Annotated in this window: 17 protein-coding genes; 4 read left to right on the forward strand and 13 right to left on the reverse strand. The window is 64.9% G+C overall.

All coding sequences use genetic code 11. The annotated features are described in order from the left end of the window. Positions 1-15: 15 nt before the first annotated feature. From WM94_RS16265 to WM94_RS16305, 9 genes are all read right to left on the reverse strand, one after another. Positions 16-1,623, reverse strand: a complete 1,608-nt coding sequence (locus tag WM94_RS16265) for a 5-guanidino-2-oxopentanoate decarboxylase (protein WP_061551683.1) — start codon at positions 1,621-1,623, stop codon at positions 16-18. After that, complete coding sequence (locus tag WM94_RS16270) at positions 1,616-3,733, reverse strand: acetate--CoA ligase family protein (RefSeq protein WP_061551684.1); 2,118 nt, start codon at positions 3,731-3,733, stop codon at positions 1,616-1,618. Before WM94_RS16270 ends, WM94_RS16265 begins: the two co-directional genes overlap by 8 nt. Before the next feature lie 17 nt (positions 3,734-3,750). Further along, positions 3,751-4,911: an acyl-CoA dehydrogenase family protein gene (locus tag WM94_RS16275; protein ID WP_015270769.1), complete on the reverse strand. Its 1,161-nt coding sequence runs from the start codon at positions 4,909-4,911 to the stop codon at positions 3,751-3,753. Positions 4,912-4,944: 33 nt separating this feature from the next. Beyond that, positions 4,945-5,739 carry an enoyl-CoA hydratase/isomerase family protein gene (locus WM94_RS16280; protein WP_015270770.1) on the reverse strand — a complete coding sequence of 265 codons (795 nt, stop codon included), beginning with the start codon at positions 5,737-5,739 and terminating at the stop codon, positions 4,945-4,947. A gap of 355 nt (positions 5,740-6,094) precedes the next feature. Next, the gene (locus tag WM94_RS16285; RefSeq protein WP_013973081.1) at positions 6,095-7,501 is read right to left on the reverse strand and encodes an amino acid permease; all 1,407 of its coding nucleotides are present in this window, start codon (positions 7,499-7,501) and stop codon (positions 6,095-6,097) included. 217 nt (positions 7,502-7,718) lie between these two features. Next, entirely contained in the window at positions 7,719-9,971 is a 2,253-nt protein-coding gene (locus WM94_RS16290; RefSeq protein WP_061551685.1) for a hybrid sensor histidine kinase/response regulator, read from the reverse strand. After that, entirely contained in the window at positions 9,968-10,744 is a 777-nt protein-coding gene (locus WM94_RS16295; protein ID WP_061551686.1) for an ABC transporter substrate-binding protein, read from the reverse strand. Before WM94_RS16295 ends, WM94_RS16290 begins: the two co-directional genes overlap by 4 nt. Beyond that, positions 10,741-11,457 carry a response regulator gene (locus WM94_RS16300; RefSeq protein WP_013973084.1) on the reverse strand — a complete coding sequence of 239 codons (717 nt, stop codon included), beginning with the start codon at positions 11,455-11,457 and terminating at the stop codon, positions 10,741-10,743. The genes WM94_RS16295 and WM94_RS16300 overlap by 4 nt, the downstream gene beginning before the upstream one ends. A 75-nt stretch (positions 11,458-11,532) precedes the next feature. After that, complete coding sequence (locus tag WM94_RS16305) at positions 11,533-12,177, reverse strand: TetR family transcriptional regulator C-terminal domain-containing protein (RefSeq protein ID WP_061551687.1); 645 nt, start codon at positions 12,175-12,177, stop codon at positions 11,533-11,535. 101 nt (positions 12,178-12,278) lie between these two features. On the opposite strand from WM94_RS16305, the gene WM94_RS16310 reads away from it, so the two are divergent. Then, entirely contained in the window at positions 12,279-13,025 is a 747-nt protein-coding gene (locus WM94_RS16310) for an enoyl-CoA hydratase (RefSeq protein WP_061551688.1), read from the forward strand. Between the two features lie 352 nt (positions 13,026-13,377). Here WM94_RS16310 and WM94_RS16315 read toward each other — a convergent pair whose 3' ends face one another. Genes WM94_RS16315 through WM94_RS16325 form a run of 3 tightly spaced genes read right to left on the reverse strand, consistent with a single transcriptional unit; the run spans position 13,378 to position 17,550 of the window. Continuing rightward, a complete protein-coding gene (locus WM94_RS16315) occupies positions 13,378-14,433 on the reverse strand; it encodes a lipocalin-like domain-containing protein (protein ID WP_061551689.1) in 1,056 nt (351 codons plus the stop codon). Then, entirely contained in the window at positions 14,423-16,885 is a 2,463-nt protein-coding gene (locus WM94_RS16320; protein ID WP_061551690.1) for an ABC transporter permease, read from the reverse strand. Before WM94_RS16320 ends, WM94_RS16315 begins: the two co-directional genes overlap by 11 nt. Next, positions 16,882-17,550 (reverse strand): ABC transporter ATP-binding protein, encoded by a 669-nt coding sequence (locus tag WM94_RS16325; RefSeq protein WP_061551691.1) that lies wholly within the window; start codon positions 17,548-17,550, stop codon positions 16,882-16,884. The genes WM94_RS16320 and WM94_RS16325 overlap by 4 nt, the downstream gene beginning before the upstream one ends. A gap of 343 nt (positions 17,551-17,893) precedes the next feature. On the opposite strand from WM94_RS16325, the gene tssG reads away from it, so the two are divergent. From tssG to tssJ, 3 genes are read left to right on the forward strand one after another with little or no spacing between them, the layout of a single operon-like run. Next, positions 17,894-18,904: a type VI secretion system baseplate subunit TssG gene (gene tssG / locus WM94_RS16330; RefSeq protein ID WP_061551692.1), complete on the forward strand. Its 1,011-nt coding sequence runs from the start codon at positions 17,894-17,896 to the stop codon at positions 18,902-18,904. Then, positions 18,901-19,470 (forward strand): FHA domain-containing protein, encoded by a 570-nt coding sequence (locus tag WM94_RS16335; RefSeq protein WP_061551693.1) that lies wholly within the window; start codon positions 18,901-18,903, stop codon positions 19,468-19,470. Before tssG ends, WM94_RS16335 begins: the two co-directional genes overlap by 4 nt. Further along, positions 19,467-20,249: a type VI secretion system lipoprotein TssJ gene (tssJ, locus tag WM94_RS16340; protein ID WP_061551694.1), complete on the forward strand. Its 783-nt coding sequence runs from the start codon at positions 19,467-19,469 to the stop codon at positions 20,247-20,249. Before WM94_RS16335 ends, tssJ begins: the two co-directional genes overlap by 4 nt. Before the next feature lie 118 nt (positions 20,250-20,367). Here the strand turns inward: tssJ and tssM are convergent, their stop codons facing one another. Further along, entirely contained in the window at positions 20,368-24,030 is a 3,663-nt protein-coding gene (gene tssM, locus WM94_RS16345) for a type VI secretion system membrane subunit TssM (protein ID WP_061551695.1), read from the reverse strand. Positions 24,031-24,310 lie beyond the last annotated feature (280 nt).

Raw genomic sequence — 24,310 nt, forward strand, 5'->3', positions numbered from 1 at the left:
CGTGGTGTCTGCCGCTTAGCAGACGCAGGTGTGTTTGAGTTCGATGAAGGTGACGCCGGGGGTGGCGAAACCGCTGGCCAGATCGGCCTGCAACGCGTCCAGGTCACGCGGCTGGCGCACCGCGCAACCGAAAGCGCGGGCCAGGCCGATGAAGTCCGGGTTGCGTGGCAGTACACCGACCGGCTCGATGTCCAGGCCGAGCATGTCGTCGCGGATCTGGCCGAGGGCGTCATTGTTCCATAACAGCACGACCAGTGGCCGGTCCAGTTCTTCGACTGCCGTGGCCAGCTCCTGGGCGGTGTAGAGGAAGCCGCCGTCGCCCACCAGCACCAGGCCTGGGCGATGGTCGCTGGCGAACATGCCGCCGATGCCAGCCGGCAGGCCATAGCCAAGGGTGCCGTAGCCGGTGGGGTGCAGCCAGCTGCGCGGCGCCCGGCTGGCGAAGGCGTAGTTGCCGGTGTAGGCCAACTGGGTCATGTCGCTGCTGACGAAGGCATCGTCGGGCAGCACGGCGGCAATGCGGTCGAGAATCGCCTGGTGCACGGCCTGCAGTGGCGCATGCCCGCTGCGAATGGCCTGGCGCAGGTTGGCCACGGCTTCGCTGGCCTGGGCCGGGTCACGGTCCAGCGCTGGCAGGTGCTCGAGCAGGCCGGCCAGGGTTTGCCGGGCATCACCGTGCAGGGCGATGGCACAGGGGTAGAAGTCGTTGAACTTGCGCGGGTCGATGTCCACGCGCAGCAGCTCGCCGCTGATCGGCAGGCGCTCGCGCCAGAAGTCGGTGTCGGCCATTTCGGTACCCACTGCCAGCACCACGTCGGCCTGGCTGATCAGCTGCCAGCCGGGCTCGACGCACAGGCTGGCGCCGGCATTCAGTGGCGCGTCCGCTGGCAGCAGGCCCTTGCCGGCCACGCTGGTGAACAATGGCGCTGCCAGCCGAGTGCTCAACTGCTGCAGCTGTTCGGCCGCGTGCAATGCCCCACCACCGGCAATGATCATCGGGCGCTTGGCGGCGGCCAGTTTCATGGCGGCCTGGTCGAGGATGTCGCGGCAAGGCTGGCCGCGCACGGGGCGGCGCACTACCTCATTGCTCCAGTCACGGCTGACCGGCGCGGCCAGTACGTCCAGCGGCACCGAGATGTGCACCGGGCGCGGCCGTTCGCTGTCGAACACGGCCCAGGCACGAGCGATCAGCTCGGGCAGGTCGTCGCCGCGCAGGGCCACGGCGGAGAACGCGGTAATTGGCGCGGTCATGGCGCGCTGGTCCTGGGTTTCGTGCAGGCAGCCCCAGCCCTTGCCCAGGCTGGCAGTGTGGTTGACGCTGGAAATCACCAGCATCGGGATGGAGTCGGCGTAGGCCTGGCCGATGGCGGTGGCGGCATTGGTCACGCCCGGGCCGGTGATGACGAAGCACACCCCCGGTTTGCCGCTTACCCGTGCATAGCCGTCGGCCATGAAGCCGGCGCCCTGCTCGTGGCGGGTCAGCACATGGCGGATGCCGCTGCCCGGCAGGCCGCGGTACAGCTCCAGGGTGTGCACGCCGGGGATGCCGAATACCGTCTCCACGCCGTAGTTGGCCAGCAGGCGCACCAACGCCTGGCCGGCGGTCGGGGTGTGCTTATTCATGTCGTTCTCCTTGCGCCTGGCCGAGGCGGATCAGCGCGTCGACCGCGGTGGTGCCGTGGGCACCGACCATCAATGGGTTCACATCCAGCTCCAGCAGTTGCCCGGCGTTCTCGCAGGCGTAGTCGGCCACCGCGCGGATAGCCGCAACCAGTGCATCGAGGTCGGCGGCCGGGCGGCCACGGAAGCCTTGCAGCAGGCTGGCACTGCGTAGGCCGAGCAGCGCGCTGCGGATGGCATCGTCGGTGGTCGGCAGCAACAGGCTGACGCTGTCCTTGAGCAGCTCGACCAGCACGCCACCGGCACCGATCACCAGGGCCAGGGCGAAGTCGTGCTCGCGCTTGATGCCGACGATCAGTTCGGCCAGCGGCGGCTCGGCCATCGGTTCGAGCAGCACCTGGTCGAACGCTACCTGCGGGGCGTAGGCGGCGATGCGCTGGCGCATCTGCACCAGCGCAACCTCGAGGGCGGCGGCATCGCGCAGGTTCAGCGCCACCGCACCGGCTTCGGTCTTGTGCGGCAGTTGCGCGCTGACCGCCTTCAGTACCAGCGGGTAGCCGACGCGGGCGGCATCTGCCACGGCGCGCTCGGGTGTGCTCAGCACCCCTGCCGGAACCGGCAGGCCAAAGGCACGCAGGGCTTGCTTGGATTGCCATTCGTCCAGCAGCTGGCCCTCGCCCTCAAGGGCCTGCGGGCACAGCGGCACCCGCGTGGCCTCACCCTGTTCCAGCAGCCGCTGGCGGTTGCGCTGGTAGGCGACGATGCGCCCCCAGGCTGCCAAGCCATCCTCCACGCCCTGCAGGGCGGCGATGCCACGCGCGTGCAAACGCTGGCGCGCGCAGGCGGGCAACAGCTCCGGGAATGCCGAGGTGACGAAGCCGATCTTGCCGTGGCGCTCCAGTGCATCGCAGTACAGCGCCAGCAGCAGGTCGCATTCCTTGCGTTCGCCGGTGAACGCCGCCGGGTAGTCCAGCACCAGCATGGCCGCGTCGGCTGCGCCGCTCAGGGTGCTGTCGAGCATGCGTTGCAAGGCCGCTGCATCACCCCAGATGGCCGTGGTGAAGTCCAGCGGGTTGACCAGGTTGGCATAGGCTGGCAGCACCTCGGCCAACTGCGCCACCTGCCCTTGTGCGAGCTTCGGCAGGACCAGCTGATTGCGCTCGGCATAGTCGGCGATCAAACCGGCATCGCCACCCGAGCAGGCCAGGGCGATCAGCTCGCCATTCACCGGCAGGCGCCCACAGGCGGCGGCCTTGAGGGTTTCAACGAAGCTCACCGGGCCACTGACGCGGATCACGCCCAGGCGCTGGAACAGGCTGTCGTACAAGGCATCGGAGCCGGACAGCGAGCTGGTGTGACTGAGCGCCAGTTCGGCGCCGATCTGCGACACGCCAGTCTTCAGCGCAATGATCGGCGTGCCCTGCTGCAATGCCTTGCAGGCAGCACGGGCAAAGCCCGGCACGTTCTTCAGGCCTTCCAGGTGCAGGCCGATGGCGGTTACCCGTGGGTCGTCGAGCAGCACGTCCATCAGCTCGGCCACGCCCAGTTGTGCCTGGTTGCCGACCGAGGCCATGTAGGCCACCGGCAGCGAGCGGTCGCTCATCGACAGGTTGTAGGCGAAGTTGCCGCTCTGGGTGAGGATCGCCACGCCCTTCTCCACCTGCTGGCCACCATGGGCCACCGGCCACAGGGCAGCGCCGTGCAGGTGGTCGAGCAGGCCGTAGCAGTTGGGGCCGAGCAAGGCCATGTTGCCGGCGGCGGCGAGCAGGCGCTGCTGCAGCTGGCGGCCCTCTTCGCCGCTTTCGGCAAAGCCCGAGGCATAGCAGATGGCGCCACCGGCGCCGCGTGCGGCCAGCTCGGCAACGCACTGCAGGGTCAGTTCGCGGTTGGTGGCGATGAACACCGCGTCCGGGGCATGGGGCAAGTCGGCCACCCGTGCCACACAGGGAATGCCTTCGAGGCTGTCATGCTGCGGGTTGACCAGCCACAGCTCGCCACCAAAGCCACCTTCGGCGCAGCGCTTCAGCGCCCGCGCCATGCTGCGCCCGCCGACGAAGGCCAGGTGCCGGGGTGCCAGCAGGCGCTTGAGGTTGTCACGAATCGAATGCGACATGGGTGTTCTCCTGGCGCTCAGCGCAGCAGCGGGCGCAGCAGTTCGCGGGCGATGATGTGCCGCTGGATTTCCGAGGTGCCTTCCCAGATGCGCTCGATGCGTGCGTTGCGCCAGATGCGCTCGACCGGCCCTTCATCCATCAGGCCCATGCCGCCGAAGATCTGTACGGCTTCGTCGGCAACCTTGCCCAGCACCTCGCTGGCGAACAGCTTGGCCATGCCGGCCTCGCCGTCGGTCATGCTGCCCTGGTCCATCTTCCAGGCGGTGTGCAGGGTGAGCATTTCCGCAGCGCGAATCTGCGTGGCCATGTCGGCGAGCTTGAACGACACGCCCTGGTAGCTGCCGATGGCCTGGCCGAACTGCTTGCGGTCGGCGGCCCATTGCAGCGACAGGTCGAGGGCACGCTGGGCCTGGCCCACGCAGTTGGCGGCGACCATCACCCGGCCGGCGGTGAGCCAGGCGTTGGCCACCTCCCAGCCCTTGCCGACCTCGCCCAGCACTTTGCTGGCCGGCACCCGGCAGTCGTCGAAGAACAGCTCGTAGGTGTGGTAGCCACGGTTGCTCACGCACTTGGGGCCACGGCGGATGGTCATGCCCGGCGTGCCCCGGTCGACCAGGAAGGCCGTTACCGCGTTGCGCTTGCGCCCGTTGTGCTCGTAGGTGTCGGTGACGGCGAAGACGATGGCGAAATCGGCGTGGCCGGCATGGCTGATGAAGTGCTTGCTGCCGTTGATGACGAAGTCGTCACCCTGGCGCACGGCACGGGTCTTGATGGCGTTGGCATCGGAGCCGGCGCCCGGCTCGGTGAGGGCGAAGCAGTCGATCTTCTCGCCCTGCACGCAGGGCAACAGGTAGTCGTTGATCTGCTCGTCCTTGCAGGCCATGAGGATTTTCGATGGCCGCGCGACGAACACGTGCAGGGCCCAGGACACCTTGGACAGTTCGCGCTCGATAAGCGCCTGGGACAGATAGTCCAGGCCACCGCCGCCGACCTCCTCGGGCATGTTGAAGGCATAAAACCCGGCGGCGATGGCCTTGCCGCGGATCTGCGCAGCCAGCTCGGGCGACACGGCATCGGCGCGGTCCACTGCCTCCTCATGGGGCAGCAGCTCCTTGGCGACAAAACTGCGTACCGCTTCCACCAACATTTCTTGTTCTTGGGTCAGTTGGAAATTCATCTGCGAAGGTCCTGGTGAGGGTCGGTTATCGGGTTACTGGCCGGTAAAACGGGGTGCGCGGCGCTCCACCGAGGCTTGCAGTGCCTCGGCACCGTCCTGGCTGCGGCCGCACAGCAGGCCGGCCTGGCGCTCGGCCTCCAGCTGCTCGGCCAGGGTGCGCCGGGCGCCATCGCGGATCAGCCGCTTGGTCTGCGCGTAGGCGAAGGTGGGGCCGTTGGCCAGGCGCCCGGCCAGCTCGGCCGCCACGGCGGGCAGTTGCTCGTCGGCGCAGACTTCGCTGACCAGCCCCGCCGCCAGGGCACGTTCGGCACCCCACAGCTCATCGAGGAACAACAGGCGCTTGGCCTGCTCGCTGCCGATCAGCCGTGGCAGGTGCCAGCTGGCACCCGCGTCGGGGCTGTAGCCCATGCTGGTGTAGCCGGCCTTGAAGCGCGCCGAGGCCGCGGCGATGCGCAGGTCGCAGCACAGGCTGAGGTCCATGCCACCGCCCACGGCGGTGCCGTTGATGGCAGCGATGGTGGGCTTGTCGAGGCTGTGCAGGCGCAACATCAGGGCGTGGGCGGTTTCGGTCCAGCCGTAGCTTTCCAGGGTGCCCTGGGCCTCGGCCGCAGCCCATTCGGCCAGGTCGGCACCGGCGCAGAAGCTGCGCCCGCTGCCGGTCAGCACCACCACGCGCACGGCCGGGTCGCTGTTGCAGGTTTCCAGCAGGGCGTGCAGTTGCTTGAGGGTGGGGATGTCCAGCGCATTGCGCTGCTCGGGGCGGTTGAGGGTGATCCAGGCAACGCCGGCTTCGACCTTGCTCAACAGTGACGACGACGGGGTGGTCATGGGGGGCCTCGGTGTTGTTGTGATGGTTTGAGAGGGCTTGATGGGGGAGATACTAAACGAGTGTTCAACAAGGCGGCAATTGGGTTGGGATGGGGCTGTAACAACGCTTGAAAACTATATATGTCGTTGTTTTTATTAGTCTTATTCGTTGGGTCAAGGTTGAGATAGGAGGTGGTTGTTACAACTTTGTACAACTGACGGATTGCTGGGGGCGCTTTGCGCCCCATCGCGACACAAGGCCGCTCCTACAGGGGAATCGCGCATAAGCCCGGCCTCGCGCGATCTCTTGTAGGAGCGGCCTTGTGTCGCGATGGGCCGCAAAGCGGCCCCGGCAATCTTCAGCCCAACACCCGAATCAAACCCCTGGCACGCTCGGCTCGAAAGCCCCCTGCCGACGGCGGTTGACGAAGAAGTACGCCGCGTAGCACAGGGCAATGAAGCCAAAGCCCCAGTACAACGACGGCCGCTGGGTTTCATCCAGCGCCAGGAACACGAACAGCGAGCTGCACAGGGTGATGCACAGCAGCGGCACCAGCGGGTACAGCGGCGCCTTGTACTTCAGGTCCTGCAGTTGCCCACCATCTCGCAGGTAGGCCTTGCGGAAGCGGTATTGCGCCAGGGCGATGACGATCCAGGTCACGGTGCCGGACATGCCACTCACCGCCATCAACACCATGAACAGGGTGTCGGCGGCAATGAAACTGGTCATCAGCGAGATCAGCGCGAAGCACAAGGTGATGCTCAGCGCCCGCAACGGCACGCCACGCTTGCTCAGCGGCGACAGGCTTTTCGGCGCCATGCCGCTCTTGGACATGGCCCAGAGGATGCGCGTGGAGGCATACAGCCCGGAGTTGCCCACCGAAAGGATGGCGGTGAGGATGACGAAGTTCATCAGGTCGGCGGCAAAGGGAATTCCAACCATGTCGAACACCTGCACGAACGGGCTTTCCATCAGCCCGGCCTGCTCGAACGGCACGATGGCCGAGAGCACGGCAATCGCCAGCACGTAGAAGATCAGCACGCGGAACACCACGTTGCGCACGGCCCGCGGGATGCTCTTTTCCGGGTGCTCGGTCTCGCCGGCCGCCACACCCATGATTTCACAGCCCTGGAAGGCATAGACCACGGTCATCATCACCGCGAACACCGCCGACAGGCCATGGGGGAACAGCGACTCGCCCACCAGGTTGTCCAGCATCGGTGCCGGCGCCCCGCTGCTCAGCGGGATGGCGCCGAAGATCACCAACAGGCCGATGATGATGAAGCCGAGGATGGTCGCCACCTTGATCCCCGAGAACCAGTACTCCGCCTCGCCGAAGGCACGGGTGGCCAGGGCGTTGAGGCCGAACAGCACGACCACGAACAGCGCCGACCAATACCAGATCGGCACCTCCGGGAACCAGCGGGTCATCAGCATGCCGGCGGCGGTGAACTCCAGGCCCACGGTGGTGGCCCAGCTCATCCAGTACACCCAGCCGATCATGAAGCCGGTGGCCGGGCCGATGAACTTGGTGGCGTGGGCCTGGAACGAACCGGACACCGGCATCTGCACCGACAGCTCGCCCAGGCAGACCATCACCAGGTACATCAGCAAACCCGCGACCAGGTAGGCCAGGATCGCGCCTATCGGGCCACCCTGGTTGATGGTCACACCCGAGCCCATGAACAGCCCGGTGCCGATCACCCCGCCCAGCGACAGCATGAAGATGTGCCGGCTTTTCAGCGCGCGGGTGAGCTGGATCTTTTCGCGGTTGTCAGTCATGGCGCACCTCGCCTTTGCGGCCGGTGCCATACCACGCGGGGGTGCCGCACGGTGTGTTGGGAAGGAGGGGCTGAGCGCTACGGCATGTCATTATTCTTGTCTCCAATAAGCCTCATGGACCGCGTGCAACACGGTTGCCTTGGATTATTGGAAACGGATGTAAGGTGCCGTTGAACGAACGGATCGAAGATGTAAAAAGTAGTAAGGTTTTTGTACGTCAGCTCTGGATCAACTGTTCCAGGGTGGCGCGGGCCTGGGCAAGCTCGGTGGCCAGCGGCGCGGAGAGCGCTTTCAATGCCTGTTCGTCATGCTGCCGGGCAGCGTCCTCAAGGCGACGCAACAGCGCAGCCAGCCCACAAAAGCCCAGGGAATCGCAACTGCCGGCCAGGCGGTGGGCCAGGTGCAGCACTTCGGTAAAGTCCTGGGCCGGCAGCGCCTCGGCCAACGCCGTGGCGTGATGTTCCAGCGACTGGCGCAGCACCTTCAACAGGCCTTGCAGCTTCTGTTCACCCAGCAGCGAGCGGTGGGTGTCCAGCAATGACCAGTCCATTGTCGAGTCGACGCCAGCCACTTCAGCAGGCGCCGCTTCGGCCAGCGCCTGGCGCAGGTTGTCCAGCCGCAGGGGCTTGGCCAGCACTCCCTGCATGCCGGCATCCAGGTAGCCTGGGACTTGCCCCGGCTGCACGCCAGCCGTCAGTGCCAGGACCCGGCTATGGCGGTTCGGCCCGGGCGTGGCACGCAATTGCCGGCACAGGTCCACCCCGCTCATGCCGGGCAGATGCACGTCGAGCAGGATCAGGTCGAAGCGCCGCTGTGCGCAGGCCTGCAAGGCTTGCACGGCGTCTTCTGCAAAGCTCACCCGGTGGCCATCGCGCAACAGCAACCCAACGGCCACCTCGCGGTTCAATGCCACGTCCTCGACTACCAGGATATCCAGGCTTGCCATGGGCGACGGGGCTGGTGAACTGGCCAGCACTGGCTGCCCGCGGGCCATGTCGAGCTCGAACCAGAAGCGACTGGCCTGCCCCTGCACGCTGTCCAGGCCAATGCAGCCCCCCAGTTTTTCCACCAGGTGCTTGCAGATCGCCAGGCCCAGGCCGGTGCCGCCGTAGCGCCGGGCCACCGCCTCGCTGGCCTGGACGAAGCGGTCGAAGACCCTGGCCTGCACAGCCGGCTCGATGCCGATGCCATTGTCGCTGACCGACACCCGCAGGCGCTGCGAGCCCTGATCACTGGCCAGTACCTGCACCGCAAGCCGCACTTGCCCCTGTTCGGTGAACTTGATGGCATTGGCCAGCAGGTTGCTGAGCACCTGGCGCAGGTACTGTTCGGCACCGTGCTGGTAATCGGCCAATTGCTCGTCGATATCCAGCTGCAGGGTGTCGCCATTGTCCCGGGCCATGGGTTCGAGCAGCGCCAGCACTTCCTGGCACAACTGGCGTAGCGAAAAACCGACCAGCTCGGCGCGGCTCTCGCCCTCCTCGAGCCGGGCGAAATACAGCACCTCGTTGAGAATCGCCAGCAACCCCTCGCCGGCCTTGTACAAGGCCTCGACGCGCTGGCGGTCGGCCGCCTCCAGCCGGCCGCCGCGCAGCAGCTCGGCCATGCCGAGAATGCCGTTGAGCGGGGTACGCAGCTCATGGCTCATGGTCGCCAGGAAGCGTGACTTGGCCAGGTTGGCGGCTTCGGCCTCGTCCTTGGCCCGGGCCAGGCTGGCGGTACGCCGCTCGACCATGGCCTGCAGTTCGTCGCGCTTGTCCTGCAGCGCCAGGCGGTCGCGCTCGCGTCGTTCGATGTCACTGAGGATGGCGCGGCGCATGTCATCCAGGGCATTGGCCACGGTGTCGATCTCGTCCGGGCGCGTCGACGGGCGGCGCCCCAGGCGCAATGGTTCCTGCCATTGGCCGGCGCCAATACGCCGGGCGAACTCGGCCATCACTTGCAGGTGGCGGGTGACCAGGCGGTAGAACAGCCCCGACAGCGCCACCGCCAGGCCACACAGGAACACGCCCATCCACAGCAGGCTGGCAAGGCCAGTGGCATACAGCCGTCGGTGCACCGCGCCCAGGTCGATGCTCACTTCCAGCTCGCCCAGATGCCTGGCCGGCCCCGAGGGCGGCTGGTAATCAAGGGCGAAGCGTTCGATGCGCAGCGGCCCCTTGGGCTCGGCGAGGCCGCGCAACATCTGGACATCGTCACTGACCAGACGCACCCGGGCGACATCGGAAAAGTCCACCAGGCCGCGCAGTTGTGTATCCAGCTGTGCCTCGTCCAGGTCCCACAGGCTGCGCTCCAGGCTGGCCAGGTAACCGGCGCGGATCAGCGCCATGCGCGCCTCGATATCGCGCATCTCGCGGCGGTACTCGAAATACAGCTGCACCGAGCTGGCCAGCACGGTAAAGCACAGGCTGAACAGCAGGATGAACAGCAGCAGGCGGCGCAGCAAGCCATCGGTGCGCAGGCGGATCATCGGGAGTCCGCCGGCAGGTTGACCATGTCGCGGTAGATCACTTCGCTCTGCTCCAGCCAGCGCTCGATCTCGCCCGCCTGGTTCATGCGCAGCAACTGCGCGTCGATTTCGTCCATATGCTGGCTCAAGGGCGATTGCCGTGATACCGCGACGCGCAGGTAGTCCACGCTCAGGGCCGTGGGCAATACGCGGATGTCCTGCGCCCCGGGCAGGTTTTCGATGAACAGCTGGCCGGTGCGCCGCTCCTGGATCAGGTAGTCGATACGCCCACGGATCAGCTTGCCGAAGTTCTGCAGGCTGGACGACACACGCTCGATGTTCTGGTGGCGGGCGACGAAGCGGTCGAAGTCGGCGCCGTAGCTTTCGCCGTACAACAGGCCGCCGCGGTAACTGGCCAGGTCTTCCAGGCGCTGGAACTGCACCGGCCGCAGGCGGTTGTAGAACACCGCCACTTCCTCGCGCACCACCGGCACCGTGGAAAAGCGCATGCGTTGGTCACGCTGGTCGCTGTTGTAGGCCAGCACCACGTCCACCCGCCCGGCGGCGGCGTCCATCAGGCAGCGCTTCCAGTTGCCCAGCACCACGGTCTGCACTTCGTAGCCCATGCGCGCGAACAGCTCTCGCACCACGGTGGGGGCCAGGCCACGCACCTGGTGGCCGTCACTCCAGGAAATCGGCGGGTACACCGGGTAGTCGCAATAGCGCACCGGCTGCCTTGCACTGGCTTGCACGGCGAACAATGCCAAGGCCAGCACCCAGGCGCTGCGGGTCATGCCGCCACGCTGGCGGTGAACAGGTAGCCGGTGCCGTGGATGGTGATGATCAGCTGGGGCTCGGCCGGGTCGTCGTGCAGCTTGCGCCGCAGGCGGCCGACCAGCACGTCGATGGAGCGGTCGTTGGGCACCCACTCGCGGTTGCGGATCTGGTCCATCAACTGGTCGCGGCTGAGGGTGTGGCCGCTGTTGCGCAGGAACACGCTGAGCAACTGGAACTCGCCATGGGTCAGCAGGGTTTGCCCGCCACGGGCGTCGATCAGGCGCCGGCGGTCGGTGTCCAGCGCCCAGTCGGCGAACTGCTTCAGCGATTGCGCGCAGGCCGGCGTCGGGTGCACCTCGCGGGCATGGCGCACACGGCGGACCAGGTTCTTGGCGCGGGATACCAGTTCGCGGGGGTTGAGCGGTTTGATCACGTAGTCGTCGGCGCCGCATTCCAGGCCGACGATACGGTCGATGTCGTCGTTGCGGCCGGTGATGAGGATGATGCCGACCTCCGAACGTACCCGCAGCTCACGGGTCAGGGTGAGGCCGTCTTTGCCGGGCAGGCGGATGTCCAGCAGCACCAGGTCGACATCCTGGCTGCCGAGCAGTGCTTCGGCCTTTTCCGCGGTGTCGGCGCAGTGCACGTCATAGCCTTCCTGGGACAGATAGGCCTGCAGCAAGTCACGAATAAGCGGATCGTCATCGACGATCAATACCCGAGGCGTCATTGCGTGTCGTCTCTTTTTTTTATTGGTTTGTTCTACACACTCGCGACAGCAGCCTACTCGTTACTGAACAGGCGATCAACAGCCCTCCGGCGGGCTGAAGCGACGCCGGCCACCGGCCTGCAGGCCATCGACCCAGGCCTCGCAGATCAGCACGCCCTGCTCGGGGGTGAAGGTACCGGGGTTGAGCCCCGACTCCAGCCACAGGCCATCGAGCAAAGCGCTCAGGCTGATGGCCGCGAGGTCGGCATCGAAGCCCTGCCAGCCCTCCTCCCCGGCCAGCGTGGCCAGCAGCCCGCTCAGTTCATTGCGGTATTCGCCATAGGAATGGTCATGCACCTGGTTGATCGCATCGGCGGTCTTCACCGCCCCCCAGAACGCCAGCCAGGCGTCGAGCAATTGCGGGTCGAGCAGCTCGGCGCAGAACGAGGCGCGGAAGAACGCCGACAACCGCTCGCGGGCATTGGGCGCGGCCTGGGCCATGGCCTCGCGCAGCAGGCCCATCACCCGGCCGGTGACCGCCATGTAGGCTTCGGCCACGAGCTCATCCTTGCCGGCGTAGTGATGGCTGATCAACCCGACCGAGACCCCGGCCTCGGCCGAAATCTTGCGGATCGACGCGCCCTGGAAGCCATGGCGCTTGAGGCATACCAGGGTCGCCTCGACCAGGTTGGCTTTGCGCAATTCCGGCAGCATGCGGTGGTAGCGGGCTTCCTGGTTCATCGGCGGCTCTCGGGCTGGGGCTGGACTGAACGACTGTACAACAAGCCGGACTGCGTGATAAACCCTTGGCACCGATGCCCACAACAACAAAAGCGGCTGCCATGAACGACCTGATCACACGTGACCTGGACCAGGGCCTGCTGACCCTGGCCTTCAACCGCCCCGACAAGCTCAACGCCTTGAACACCGCCATGTACCAACAGCTGGGCGACCTGCTGCTGGCGGCAGGTGAAGACCCTGATGTCGAAGCCATCATCATCACCGGTGGGCCGCACTGCTTCAGCGCCGGCAATGACTTGCGCGACTTCCTCGACAACCCGCCCGCCGACCTGGACAGCCCGGTGTTCCGCCTGATGCGGGTGGTGATGGGCCTGGACAAACCGCTGATTGCCGCGGTCAGTGGCGCGGCGATCGGCATCGGTGCCACCTTGCTGTTGCATTGCGACCAGGTGCTGGTCAGCCGAACGACCAAGCTGCGCATCCCTTTCGCGCCGTTGGGCGTGTGCCCGGAGTTTGGTTCCAGCCTGCTGCTGCCGCGTTTGCTTGGCCATGCCCGGGCGGCTCGCCTGCTGCTGGCAAACGAGTTGCTTGATGGCGAACGGATGGTGGCCTGGGGGCTGGCCAATGAACTGCATGAAGACGGTGAACAGTGCCTTGCAGCTGCCCGGCGCCTGGCGCGGCAGCTGCTAGGTTACCCGCAGGCGGCGCTGCGCATCAGCAAGCGGCTGCTCAAGGACGGCCAGCGGGCCGAGCTCGAGGCGACAGTGGCGCGGGAGGCCCGGTTGTTCATCGAGTGCTTGCGCACTGAAGAAGCGCGAGCGGTGTTGCGAGGGTTGATCAAAGATTGAAACCCAGGGGCCGCGTTGCGGCCCATCGCCGGCAAGCCAGCTCCCACCTCGACTGCATCGACCTCAAGCCTTGTGCAGTATCTGCAGGAGATTGCCCAGCCCTTTTGGGCTGCGCTGTCGCGCAGAGAACAAATACCGCTCGTTTGACGCGTCCTTTGTAGGAGCAGCCTTGTGCTGCGAAGAGGCCGGCACGAGCAACAGACAGGCTTTGTCAGTACCGGCCTCTTCGCAGCACAAGGCTGCTCCTACAGAACCTCACTGAACCGAGGAGTCATGTGTTGTTCCATGACAGCTGGCTTGCCGGCGATGGGCTGCAAAGCAGCCCCAGGAAAACTCAGAAACCCCAGGATTGCTAATAGCCGGTCATCTCCAGATACCCACGGCCACCCGCACTCCCGGTCAAGCGCACTGGCCCCTCCCAATACGGGAACCGTGTCTCCATCCAGGCCTGCGATTCCACAGCCTCGACCTGCACATCCACGCCATGCCCCGGCACCTGCACCCGCCATCGCGTCGGCACCTGCTTGCCGTTCTTCTGCCGAGCCCAGGCCAGCGCCTGTAGCTGGATCTGCGCACCCTGCAGCACCACCACTTCACCCTGCGGGCCAACCCAGGTCCCGGCGCGATACGCCTCCCCCTGCACTTCGCGCACCTGGAACAGCATCAGCCTGGCGCCACTGTCCAGGTGCAGGGAAAACCAGTCCCAACCCGTCTGCCCGGCAGCCAGCGGCTGGCTGCTCCATTCCCGGTCCAGCCAGGCCTGGCCGGTGACGGCAATGCACTGGCCGTCACGCTGCACTTCCCCACTCACCCGATAGAACGGCTGACTGTAATAGTACGAAGCCTGCCCCTTGCCGGACTTCTCGCTGTAGCCCTGCTCCCCGTGCAGCACCAAGGGCCGATCGCTGTGCAGTTGCAGGTCATAGCGAAAGCCGTCACCACCGGCGACCATCTGCAGGTGCTCGATGCCACTGCTGCCCTGCAACGACCAGTCATTGATCCACGCCCGGAACGGCTGGGCCTGCACACCGGCCTGGCCGATACCCCCGCGCGCCAAGGTTTCGCCAGACCTATGCCCTCCGGGGCCGGTCAGCGCCGCGTGCCCCATCCACAGGTTCGGGCTGTTCCAGCCGGCAGTCTCGGGGCCTGGGCGCAGGGCCGAGCGAAACAGCGTCCACTGCGCGCCCCAGTCCCGCCCCTGGAAGTCCTGGAGGTTGGCGGTGACATACCACCATTCGATGCGAAAGCCATCGTGGGCCCCATGGTCACGCGGAAATTCCAGGCGATGGCCGCGGCCTACCTGGCTGAATTCACCCGCCTGCTGCCCGAGCCCGGCATAGCTTTGCTCGGCGGGCTGGTCACAGCCGCCCAGCAACCCACACAGCAACAGCCAGGCGCTACGCTTCATCGGCAAACGGCCTCAACAGTTCGCGCGGCTGGCGACGCGCCAGCTGCCACAAGGGCCACGCGCTGGCCAACAGGCTGGTAAGCATGCCCAGCACGGCCAGGTGCAGCAGTTGAGCAGGGAACACGTAGAGCGGCAAACGCCAGCCGAATGCCTGCACGTTCACCACCGCGACCAGGCACCAGGCCAGCAGGATGCCCAGCGGGATCGCCAGCAGCACGGTAAGGCTGCTCAGCAGCAGTGTCTGCCCGAGGCTCAGCCACACCAGATGCGTGCGCCGCACACCCAGTGCCCACAGCGGCGCCAGCTGGCCCAGGCGGGTGTGGCCCAAGGTCAGCAGGTTGATGAACAGCGCCACCCCTGCCACGCCAAGGGTAAGGCTGTTGAGCGCGGCGGTGGCGGCGAAGGTGCGGTTGAACACGTCGGTCGACCAGCGTTTGAGACGCGCCTGCTCGACCACCCGGCTGTCGTCCAGGGCGAAGCGCTGTTGCAATGCAGCCTCGAGCGCCGACGCCTGATCGCCCACCAGATCGACACTCAACCCGGTCAGGGTTGCCTGTGCCCAGTGCCCGCGCAGCCAGCCGGCATTGACCAGCATGTGCCCTTTGGGGTTGCCGTAATCGGCATAGATGCCCACAACGCTCAGGGCTGGCGAAGTGTCTGCGGGCAGCCTCAGGCGATCGCCCAGCTGCAGCTTCAGTCGCCTGGCCAGCTGTTCACTGAGCATCACGGCCTGCCCGGCGGCCAGTTGTTGCCAGGCCTGCTTTTGCTGCGCCAGCAATGGCCAGCGAGTGCGATAGACGGGATGATCGACGATGCCCTGGAGCTGCACCGGCCAGCCCTGCAGCTGTGTTTCCACACGCCAGCCGGGCAACACCACACTCACCGAAGGTTGCTGCCCAAGCCACTCGGCTATCTGCAAGCCCTGGGCGGTGTCCCTTGGGGTGACATACAGGTCGGCGGACAGGCGCAGGTCAAGCCAGCCGACAAAGGTCTTGCGAAAGCCCTCGGTCATGCTGCCCACGCCGACACTGGTCGCCAGCGCCAGCAACAGTGCCATCAACGCCAGGCTCAGGGCCGGCAGTTGCTGGCGGCTGTCGGCGACGAACCATTGCGACAAAGGCCGCCGGCAATGGCGCGCCAGCCAGGCCAGCACCCGGTCGAGCAAGGCCGGCAGCAGCAGCGCCGCAGCCAGCAGCAAGCCTGCCAGCAGGCCGAACGCGCTGGGCAGGCTGTCGCCCAGCACGCCACAGCCCAGGGCCAGCAAAAGCAACAGGCCGGCCACCAGGGCCTGGCGCCGCAACCAGGGCCCCTGGGCCAACCGCCATGCCTGAGGTTGCGCCAGCGCCAGCAACGGCAACCGCGCCGCACGCAGTACACTGCCCAAACCCGCCAGCAGCGCCCCCAGCACGCTCACCAGCACGCCCATCAGCCACCACCCTGCGGGCAGGCTCAGCGCCCCGGCGACCTGGGCGCCATACAGCCCGCGCAAGCTGGCGGCCACATCGGGCAGCAACCACGCGGCCAGCCCGTAACCACTGACCACGCCTGCCAGGCCGCCCAGCACCGCGAACAGCCCCAGCTCCAGCACCAAGGCGCACAGCAGGGTTTGCAAGCTGATGCCACAGGCGCGCAGGTTGCGAATCAGGCCGCGCCGCTGTTCCAGTGCCAAACCGATTGCGGCGTGGGCAATGAACAGGCCGACGACAAACGCCAGCAGGCCAAGGGCGGTCAGGTTGAGGTGGAAACTGTCGGTCAGCCGCTGCAAGCCGCCATCGTCCTGCCGGGGTTGCAGCTCAAGGTAAGGCGCGATATCCGTCGGCAACGGCCTCGGCGTGCCAGCCACCAGCAGGCGCGACAACTGCCCGGGTGCATGCAGCAACGCCTGGGCGTGGCCGATATCGACCACGATCACCCCTGGGGCCAGCGCTGGCTGTAGAACCAACGGCGGCAGCAGCTGCCCTTCGCTGTCGCGTGCTGAGGCCCCGGGGCCGGCATGCAGCTGGCGCAAGGTGTCCGGCCCGACCCAGGCTTGCCCGGGCATGCCGACAAAGGCCTGCAGATCGAACGTTCCGGACTGCACACCGGCGATACTGCTGGCCGGCGGCAGGCTCAACGGCTCGATGCCGATCAAACGCACGCTGCGCGCCGGCTCACCAGCAAAGCGCAAGCGCCCTTCCAGTACCGGCGTCACCGCCCAGCCCAGCCTGCGCAACTGCACGTACAGTGCCTGGTCGAAGCGCTCGCCACGGCGCGGCACCAGTTGCGCCTGCAACGGCCCGGCCAGCACCGCGCTGGCCCGGGCATAGTCGCTGCGTGCCTGGCTGTTCAGCGCCTGCACGCCGGTCCACAGCGCCGTGGCCAGCCACAGGCCGGTGAAGATGCTGAAAAACTGCACGCGATGGCGCCGCCAGTGGCTGAGCAGCGCCAGCAGGGCCAGCGATAGAAGTCTCATCCGCCCGGCTCGGGCCGTACACGGCCCGCCTGCAGGTAACAACGCTGCTGCAAGCGCGCCGCCAGCCGCGGGCTGTGGGTCACCATCAGCACCCCACTGCCAGCCTCGGCGACCAGCTGCAACAGCAGGCTCAACACCTCATCGCTGCTGGTTTCATCGAGGCTGCCGGTGGGTTCGTCGGCCAGCAACCAGGCCGGGCGCCCGGCCAGGGCGCGGCCGATGGCGACCCGCTGTTGCTGGCCGCCAGACAATTGCTCCGGGTAACGCGCCAGCAAGTCCGCCAAACCCAGGCGCTGCGCCAGGTAGGCCAGCCAATCGGGATCATGCCGACCGGCCAGCCGGGCCTGGAACGCAAGATTGGCCCCCACGTCCAGGCTGCTGATCAGGTTGTATTGCTGGAACACCAGGCCGATGCCCTCCCGCCGCCACAACGCCAGCGACGCCTCGGAACGGCTGTCGAGCGGGGTGTCGTCGATCAGGATGCGGCCACTGTCGGCACGGTCCAGGCCGGCCACCAGGTGCAGCAAGGTACTCTTTCCGCTGCCCGACTCGCCCATCAGCGCCAGGCTGCTGCCGCGCGCCAGGCGCAGGTCGACGCCCTGCAGCACGGGGAGCGGGCCCTGGGGGGTGGGGAATGATTTGTGCAGTTGCTCGATGACCAGCATCGACGGGCCTTGGTGCGTTCAGGGGTCTTCTTAGGAATAGCAGGTTCATCGCGGCGTGAACGAACACTCGTCGTTTTCCTCGATAAAGCAATTTCCGGCTCTATTCGAAAAGCGGTTTCCAACTTCAACCCTCGATGAACTTATTAAATCCACGCCCCTGAAAGCCTTACCGAAAAGTCAACATAAACAGCCCCGCACCAATAAAAAAAGACACTTCCTACAGAAAGTTCTTTTTATTGGTCGATATCCACTTTCGGACGAGAAAACAATGACCTGAATCAGAAACCATCGACTACGATCAGCATTCACTTTGCACCCGTTAGTTACGGCAAGAGACTCAACCATGGAAAAACCAGTAGTTCTGCACGCCGCTGGCCAGGTCGATATCGCTTTGGAAAGCGCCCACCAGTACGCCTATTTCCAGCTACTGGAATTGCTGTATCACGTACACGACGACGATCTGGAACAACGCCCACTTGCTCGAGAGACGCGACGCCGATTACGGCTGGAAGTGTCCCCCAGCCTGTCTTTCCCTGTTGCCGACGTGTTGCGCGCCGATCGCTTGAAAGACGACCGCTACCGCATCCAGGCAAGTTTTCTGGGCCTGCATGGCACAGACTCGCCACTGCCCACTTACTACCTTGACGAGATCGCCTACGAAAACGCACACGGCATCGGTTTACGCCCGGCTTTCCTCAATTTCTTCAACCATCGCCTTCATACCCTGCTCCATCAAGCGTGGCGCAAGTACCGCTACTACGTACGCTTCCAACCGGGCGCGAAGGACGGTTTCTCCCGCTATGTCTTCGCCCTGATCGGCCTGGACGACTCAGCACTACGCGGCGCTACGCCGCTACCCTGGAGCCGCTTGCTCAGTTTCGTGGGAATGATTGCCAGCCGCAGCCGCTCCCCCGGCATGGTAGCCGGCATGATCGCGCATTGCTTCGACCTCCAGCAGGTTGCCATCCGCGAATTCGAAAAGCGCACCGTCTCGATTCCCTCTTCCCAACGCAACTGCCTGGGGGCCAGAAAATACCAACTCGGCAACAACTTCCTGGTTGGCGACAGCATCGAGTCACGCAGCAGCAAGTTCACCATTGTGATCGCAGGCTTGGATCAGCAGCAGTTCCGCGAATTCCTGCCCAGCGGTGACAACTACCAGAGGCTGGCGCGGCTGGTGGATTTTCTGCTCCGTGATGTCGGGGCCTATGACCTGGAGTTACGCATGTGCGCCGAGCAAGCCCCTCCCTTCAGCCTAAGGGCCGAGCATGGCACCCACCTCGGTTGGACAAGCTTCATCGCCAACCGCAATGACCCCACACCTCCCCCTGTTCGCATCACGGTACGCACATGAGTACAAATGTTCTCTCCCCCAGCGTCACGCTCACCGTCCTCAATCCGGAAAAACTCTTGCACGGCAGCGAACCGCGGCATCGCTTCGATCGGGCTGGCGGCTCCATCGGCAGTCAAGGTGCTTGGCGCCTGCATGATCGGGGCGTTCGCATCCTGCCGGTGCACTGCGAAATCGGCTGGCATGAAGGCCATTTCTGCATCATTGACCACAGCGGCAAGAGTTTCATGAATGGCAGTGACACCCAGTTGCTTTCGGGTACGCCTGTCCGCCTCAGGCACAACGACAGACTGCAGATGGGTGACTATCAGATTGCCATACACCTGGGCGAGGACGAGGAAGAGCCGCAGCCGCATACCCGCAGGGACCCGCTCTCCGAGCTGGGGGTTGATCAGCAGATGTGCCCGCTGCAGGTACTTGGCGTACCGATAACGGATATCGCCGGATTTTTCCGGGCCTCAATGCCTGGTCCCGTGGATGAGCTTGATCCGTTGGCGTATCTGGACAGGGCCGCACAAGCCCGGGTTGACCCGGCCATAGTCGAAATCTTCGGCAAGGAGGTGCAATGAACAAGCCTGTAGGTTTGCTACTGGCCTGCCTGGCGATCAGTGGTTGTACTTCGATCAGCAAGATCTACCAGGTGGCGATGGATCCGGCTTTGCCAGTCGGTGGCCCCAACAATGACATCAGCCACCTGGCGCTAAGCCTCTACGCCGCAGACCCGCCTGCGCCTGTCAGCCTCGAACCGACAGATTCAGGCACACACGTACCGCTGCATGACCACCCGGAACAGCTGGCGGCCAACCTCAGCGCCACAAGTCCTGTCGAGCTGACTGACAAGCTGAGCTCACTGGCGGAGCAGCTGCACCGCAACTACCCCACTTCTGTCGAGGGCGAGCAAGCCATCGTCGGGCCGAAGGCGCCTGCGGCATTGGCCAGTTACGCAACGCCCCAAACTGCTTTGCCTGAGGAACTCGACCTGCAACCACAGCAACAGGCCCCGTCATCCATCGTTTTCAAGGTACTTCAGCTCCGGGACGATTCGTTGTTGCTGGATGCCACTTATGAGCAAGTCGAAGAAGACCTGGATAAAGCGCTGGGCACCACGCTGATCAGCGTCGATGACTACCGTCTGACCCCTGGCCAGTTCAAGTTCATCGAACACGAAGAAATCAACGAGCGCACCCGCTACATCGCCGTCGTTGCTCGCCTGGGCGATAACCCCAAGGGCCGCTGGAAAGATGCAGTACGCATCCAGGCACGCGGTTACAACCATACCGTACACGTTCACTTCGAGAACAACGCCGTTGAACTCAGGCAAGACAGTGAATACCGCCGTGACAAATGATCCGTCCAATAAAAAAATGAGCATCCTGTGAAGGCCGGACCAGGCACCGGAACAAACAGACAACGAATCCCGACCCAGGCCACTGGTATCGGGATTCTTGGGTGGCCTGCGCCGTGCCCTATCGCCCGGCCACTTCGCTGGCCGTGCCGTCACGCAACAACCGCTGCGGCAGGGCGAACCCTGCAAAGAGCTGGCGGGTGAAGGGGTTGTTTGCGCCCGGGGTGTGAACCTTGTAGCGCGCCGTATCGCCGGCAATCATGAAAGCGAGATCGATACTGGTGGATGTACGGGCATTCAGCCCACCGCGGCTGAGCAGGCGGTAGAGCGACCAGGGGCCGTGATAGCCCAGGCTGACAGTGGTACCCGCAACCTGCACCAGGGTGACACGGCTATGCCCACTCTCCCCGGCAGGGCCCGGCCAGGTCATGCCGATCGGCTCCTTGCCCCGGTCCGCAAACGCATGCAGCTGCCCATCCAGGTCGAAGACGCTGCCGCGCAAGCCACCGCTGATCGCCAAAGGCTCCAGGCCAAAGCTCACGTTCAGCTCCCCGCGATTGTCGAAAAACGCGTTGCGTATGGCTTCAGCCTGCTTGAGCTGCACCATGACTTCGGGGCGGACCAGGTAACCTTCATCCGCACGGGAGTACAGCGCATCGAGGTTGTCTTCGAGAAACACCGCAAGGTACTGGTCCTGGAAGCGCTTGAGCTGGCCTTGCGGGCCAAAGAAGGCTTCAAAATCCTTGAGCGACACATCCGGCCCGGCCGGGTCGATGGGATAGCGTGAGGCCAGTCGCTCCTGGTAGACGCTGTAAACCTCGGCATCCCAACGCTGCTCCAGCTCCCGTAACGCCATGACCATCAACACCTGCGAAGTCTGCTCCGCCAGCTGGCGAACATGCCGATTGAGGGGTTCCGGCAGGCCCGTGGCAATGCGCTGAAGGTTGCGAATGGGGTCGGGCGCCGTTTCCGAAAAACGGCTCAACACTAGCGCCAGGGCGGCCTTGCCCCGGTCAGGGCTGTCCTGCACCGCCTTCAGGTAGTCATGTACAGCGCTGATCGCCTGGAGTGTTTCGTCATGGTAGGACGGTTTGTCACCCCGCACGTCGAGCATCCCCGAAAGCCCCGCGAAAGACCGATAGATGCCCATGGCCTGCATGCGAACCTGCGGATCGGCGTTCGATTCCTTCTCGCTGTCCGCGGCCTGCGGATAGATCAGCGTATTGCTGCGCACGGTTTCCAGCAGCCGGCGTATTGGCGCTGCCGGGCCGCTGACTTGTTCCAGAACACCCAAGGCATGCGCAAGATCGCTGAATTCGGCAACCGAAAACTGGTTCAGCACACGCCGCCAACTGTCGATGTAGTCGGCGCTGTACAGGGCTCGCAGACGCTCCGCCAGGGCCTGGCGGTCCATGTCGGAGTAGTCGAGGCTACGCCGCTCCCCTAGCACCCACTGGTCGACCAGGGCGAGGTCGGCCACGTTCTGGCTATGCTGGTCGAAATAGTCGCGAAAGCCCGTCGCCGTCAGCAAAGGTGGCAGGGACAAATTGGCGTCGACGGTCGCCTGGTGATCGCGCTCGGCCAGTGGCCTGTAGACGATATCGAACGCTGGGCCGATCTCGTTGCGCAAATCCAGCTCACCGTGCAATTGCTCCCGAGCCTGCTGCCTCAAGCCGATGTAGACACGCTCGGCCAGCGGCAACTTGCGCAACTGCTGCTGCGCTTGGGCAACGACCTTCCGATACTCCGGCAGCTCGACATCTGCGTAGGCCAAAGCGTACCTGAGGTGGCGCATCAGCGCGGCCTGCAGCTGGCCCTGGCCCGGATACGCTCTTTGCCACTCGCGAGCCATCCATTGCTCGACCATCTCCGCCCGACGATTACCACGATCCTCGATCATGCGATACACGCGCAATGCCGCCAACTGCTCGTCGCTACCGGGGGCAGCTTGCATGACAGACGCTGCCACGCCGCCCGCAATCACCGGTAGAAAGCGCTGGGCCAGGGCATTCAGGTACGCCTGGTCCACTTGCGGGCCAATGGCTTTGCCCTGGTACAGCCCCATATCCGTGAACACGCTCCAACCAGAGCGATAATCGCCGTACAGGCTCACGGCATCACGGATCTCATTCAACGGCAGCAGCAGGCTGCGCCCGGTCAAATCATCCTTGGCGTCCGTGCTGGTATTGCTGAACGCAAGGCTTTTCTCCAGCACCTGCTCCGCCTTGTCACGGTTGACGCTGTAGAAGTACGCCCAACCACCGGCCATGGCCAACCCGCACACACTCGCCGCCACGGCGCCGCCCTTCAACAGGCGGCCCTTGCGCCGGGCGACCTTGCGGTTGTCGCCCGCCAGGCCGGCCTCGGGGTAGACCACGCGTTGCAACAGCCGCTGCGCGAAATACACCACGGAGGTGCCTTGCGGCTTGGTCGACAAAGCCGGGGCAGCGAAGGCAAAGGCGCGGGCAGAAGCATCCGCCAGCAGGTTGCGCACTTCGCCTCGCTGGTAGACCGAGGAAAAGTACAGGCCACGCACCAGGGGTGGGGTGCTGTAGCGGTCACTGACCAGTACATCACCAAGGAAATTCAGCAACATCTCCTGCGCCCCGCTCAGCTCCCGAAGCAGCGAGCAGGCGCTCTTGCCCGTGGTGCCAGGCGCGCCCACGGTAGCGCTCATCAGTTGCCTGCCGAGGCGCCCCAGGAAGCCCTGATAGGCTCCCTCCAGCTCCTGCAGCCAGGCATCGAAGTCCTTTACCGAACCCAACGTGAAGGTAAAGCCCTGCACCTCTTCCCGCTCACGGGCCGGGAGCGCGGCGAACAGTTCCTCGAAACCGTCCAGCAAGTCGAACTTGCTCATCACCACGTACAGCGGCAAGCGCGTACCCAACTCACCGCCCAGCTCCGTCAGGCGCGCGCGCAGCATGAAGGCCAGGTCACGTCGCGCCTTCGCCGATCGCCCGAACAGGTTGACCATATCCACCAGCAAGACCACGCCATTGAGTGGCCGTCGGCTGCGGTTCTGGGCAAGCCAGCCAATCATGTGCCGCCACAGGCGTTGCTCGACGCTCGCCGGCAGGCCTGTGGGCTCGGCCGGTGCTCTCGCCGTCAGTGCAGCCTCCTGCACTGCTGGCAGCGTGTTGTTATCGCCCCCCTCCTCCTTGATGGGCTTGACCACACGCGCCGGGCGCTCAGGCTGGCTGATGAACTCGCCCGGCGGATCGATCAGCACCGCGTCGTCACCTACCCACCAGTCGATGCCAAAAGCCAGGTCCGGATCCGTGCTGGCCCGCTGGGTGGCGCCATCGGTGCGGGCGAGTGCAAAACGCTGATCCGAACGGCTGACGAAGCTCGACTTGCCCGCATTCTGTTCGCCAAGGATGAGGTACCACGGCACATCGTAACGGTGCCCGCGGCCACCTTGGCTGTCGCGCAAGCGGGCCAGGCTGCTGTCGAGGGAGCGCTGCTGGGCCTGCAGATACACCAGGCACGGGTCTTCCACTTCGCGCCGCTGCCGTTTCTGTTCGCGTACGATCGAGCGGTTGCGCCGATGCACCCACGCGCTCCATGCCAGCAATGGCAGCATCACCAGCAGCACGGTTGCCGCAATCCGCACCGGCAGGTCAACCAACGGTTGCTGCTCACGCCAACGCCATTCAGGCCCCAACCACCATAGCCAGACCACTGCGGCAGCAACGCCGAGCAGTACCACACCAACAACTACCGGCATTGCCTGACGCTGCACCAGCAATACACCGCGCAGCAGACTGTCCTTGTTCACTTTCATAGCGGCAAACCTTACCGACTGCATATCCGAATGATTTAAGGCACCTCACAGTGCACACTGGCAAAAACAGTAGCAGCATTGAAAAACACTATTCAATGATATCAAGCAAGAAATACCAGCTAACACTTTTCTTGCAGACGCCGGCGACTTACCTGAATTATGAAATAAAAAGCACTTGCTTCAGGAAAGTTAACAGCCCAGAAACTTGTGGGAACTTTCCTACAAATAAGCCATGCGCACTTTTCATCAACCCCGGCACATGCCACCAGATAGAGCGTCC

The organism is Pseudomonas sp. ABFPK (assembly GCF_001586765.1).
GTDB lineage: Bacteria > Pseudomonadota > Gammaproteobacteria > Pseudomonadales > Pseudomonadaceae > Aquipseudomonas > Aquipseudomonas asiatica.

What these genes read in the sequence shown, in the direction of transcription:
- WM94_RS16265 (WP_061551683.1), bottom strand. Translation starts at nt 1,623, where the DNA reads ATGAATAAGCACACCCCGACCGCCGGCCAGGCGTTGGTGCGCCTGCTG.
- WM94_RS16270 (WP_061551684.1), bottom strand. Translation starts at nt 3,733, where the DNA reads ATGTCGCATTCGATTCGTGACAACCTCAAGCGCCTGCTGGCACCCCGG.
- WM94_RS16275 (WP_015270769.1), bottom strand. Translation starts at nt 4,911, where the DNA reads ATGAATTTCCAACTGACCCAAGAACAAGAAATGTTGGTGGAAGCGGTA.
- WM94_RS16280 (WP_015270770.1), bottom strand. Translation starts at nt 5,739, where the DNA reads ATGACCACCCCGTCGTCGTCACTGTTGAGCAAGGTCGAAGCCGGCGTT.
- WM94_RS16285 (WP_013973081.1), bottom strand. Translation starts at nt 7,501, where the DNA reads ATGACTGACAACCGCGAAAAGATCCAGCTCACCCGCGCGCTGAAAAGC.
- WM94_RS16290 (WP_061551685.1), bottom strand. Translation starts at nt 9,971, where the DNA reads ATGATCCGCCTGCGCACCGATGGCTTGCTGCGCCGCCTGCTGCTGTTC.
- WM94_RS16295 (WP_061551686.1), bottom strand. Translation starts at nt 10,744, where the DNA reads ATGACCCGCAGCGCCTGGGTGCTGGCCTTGGCATTGTTCGCCGTGCAA.
- WM94_RS16300 (WP_013973084.1), bottom strand. Translation starts at nt 11,457, where the DNA reads ATGACGCCTCGGGTATTGATCGTCGATGACGATCCGCTTATTCGTGAC.
- WM94_RS16305 (WP_061551687.1), bottom strand. Translation starts at nt 12,177, where the DNA reads ATGAACCAGGAAGCCCGCTACCACCGCATGCTGCCGGAATTGCGCAAA.
- WM94_RS16310 (WP_061551688.1), top strand. Translation starts at nt 12,279, where the DNA reads ATGAACGACCTGATCACACGTGACCTGGACCAGGGCCTGCTGACCCTG.
- WM94_RS16315 (WP_061551689.1), bottom strand. Translation starts at nt 14,433, where the DNA reads ATGAAGCGTAGCGCCTGGCTGTTGCTGTGTGGGTTGCTGGGCGGCTGT.
- WM94_RS16320 (WP_061551690.1), bottom strand. Translation starts at nt 16,885, where the DNA reads ATGAGACTTCTATCGCTGGCCCTGCTGGCGCTGCTCAGCCACTGGCGG.
- WM94_RS16325 (WP_061551691.1), bottom strand. Translation starts at nt 17,550, where the DNA reads ATGCTGGTCATCGAGCAACTGCACAAATCATTCCCCACCCCCCAGGGC.
- tssG (WP_061551692.1), top strand. Translation starts at nt 17,894, where the DNA reads ATGGAAAAACCAGTAGTTCTGCACGCCGCTGGCCAGGTCGATATCGCT.
- WM94_RS16335 (WP_061551693.1), top strand. Translation starts at nt 18,901, where the DNA reads ATGAGTACAAATGTTCTCTCCCCCAGCGTCACGCTCACCGTCCTCAAT.
- tssJ (WP_061551694.1), top strand. Translation starts at nt 19,467, where the DNA reads ATGAACAAGCCTGTAGGTTTGCTACTGGCCTGCCTGGCGATCAGTGGT.
- tssM (WP_061551695.1), bottom strand. Translation starts at nt 24,030, where the DNA reads ATGAAAGTGAACAAGGACAGTCTGCTGCGCGGTGTATTGCTGGTGCAG.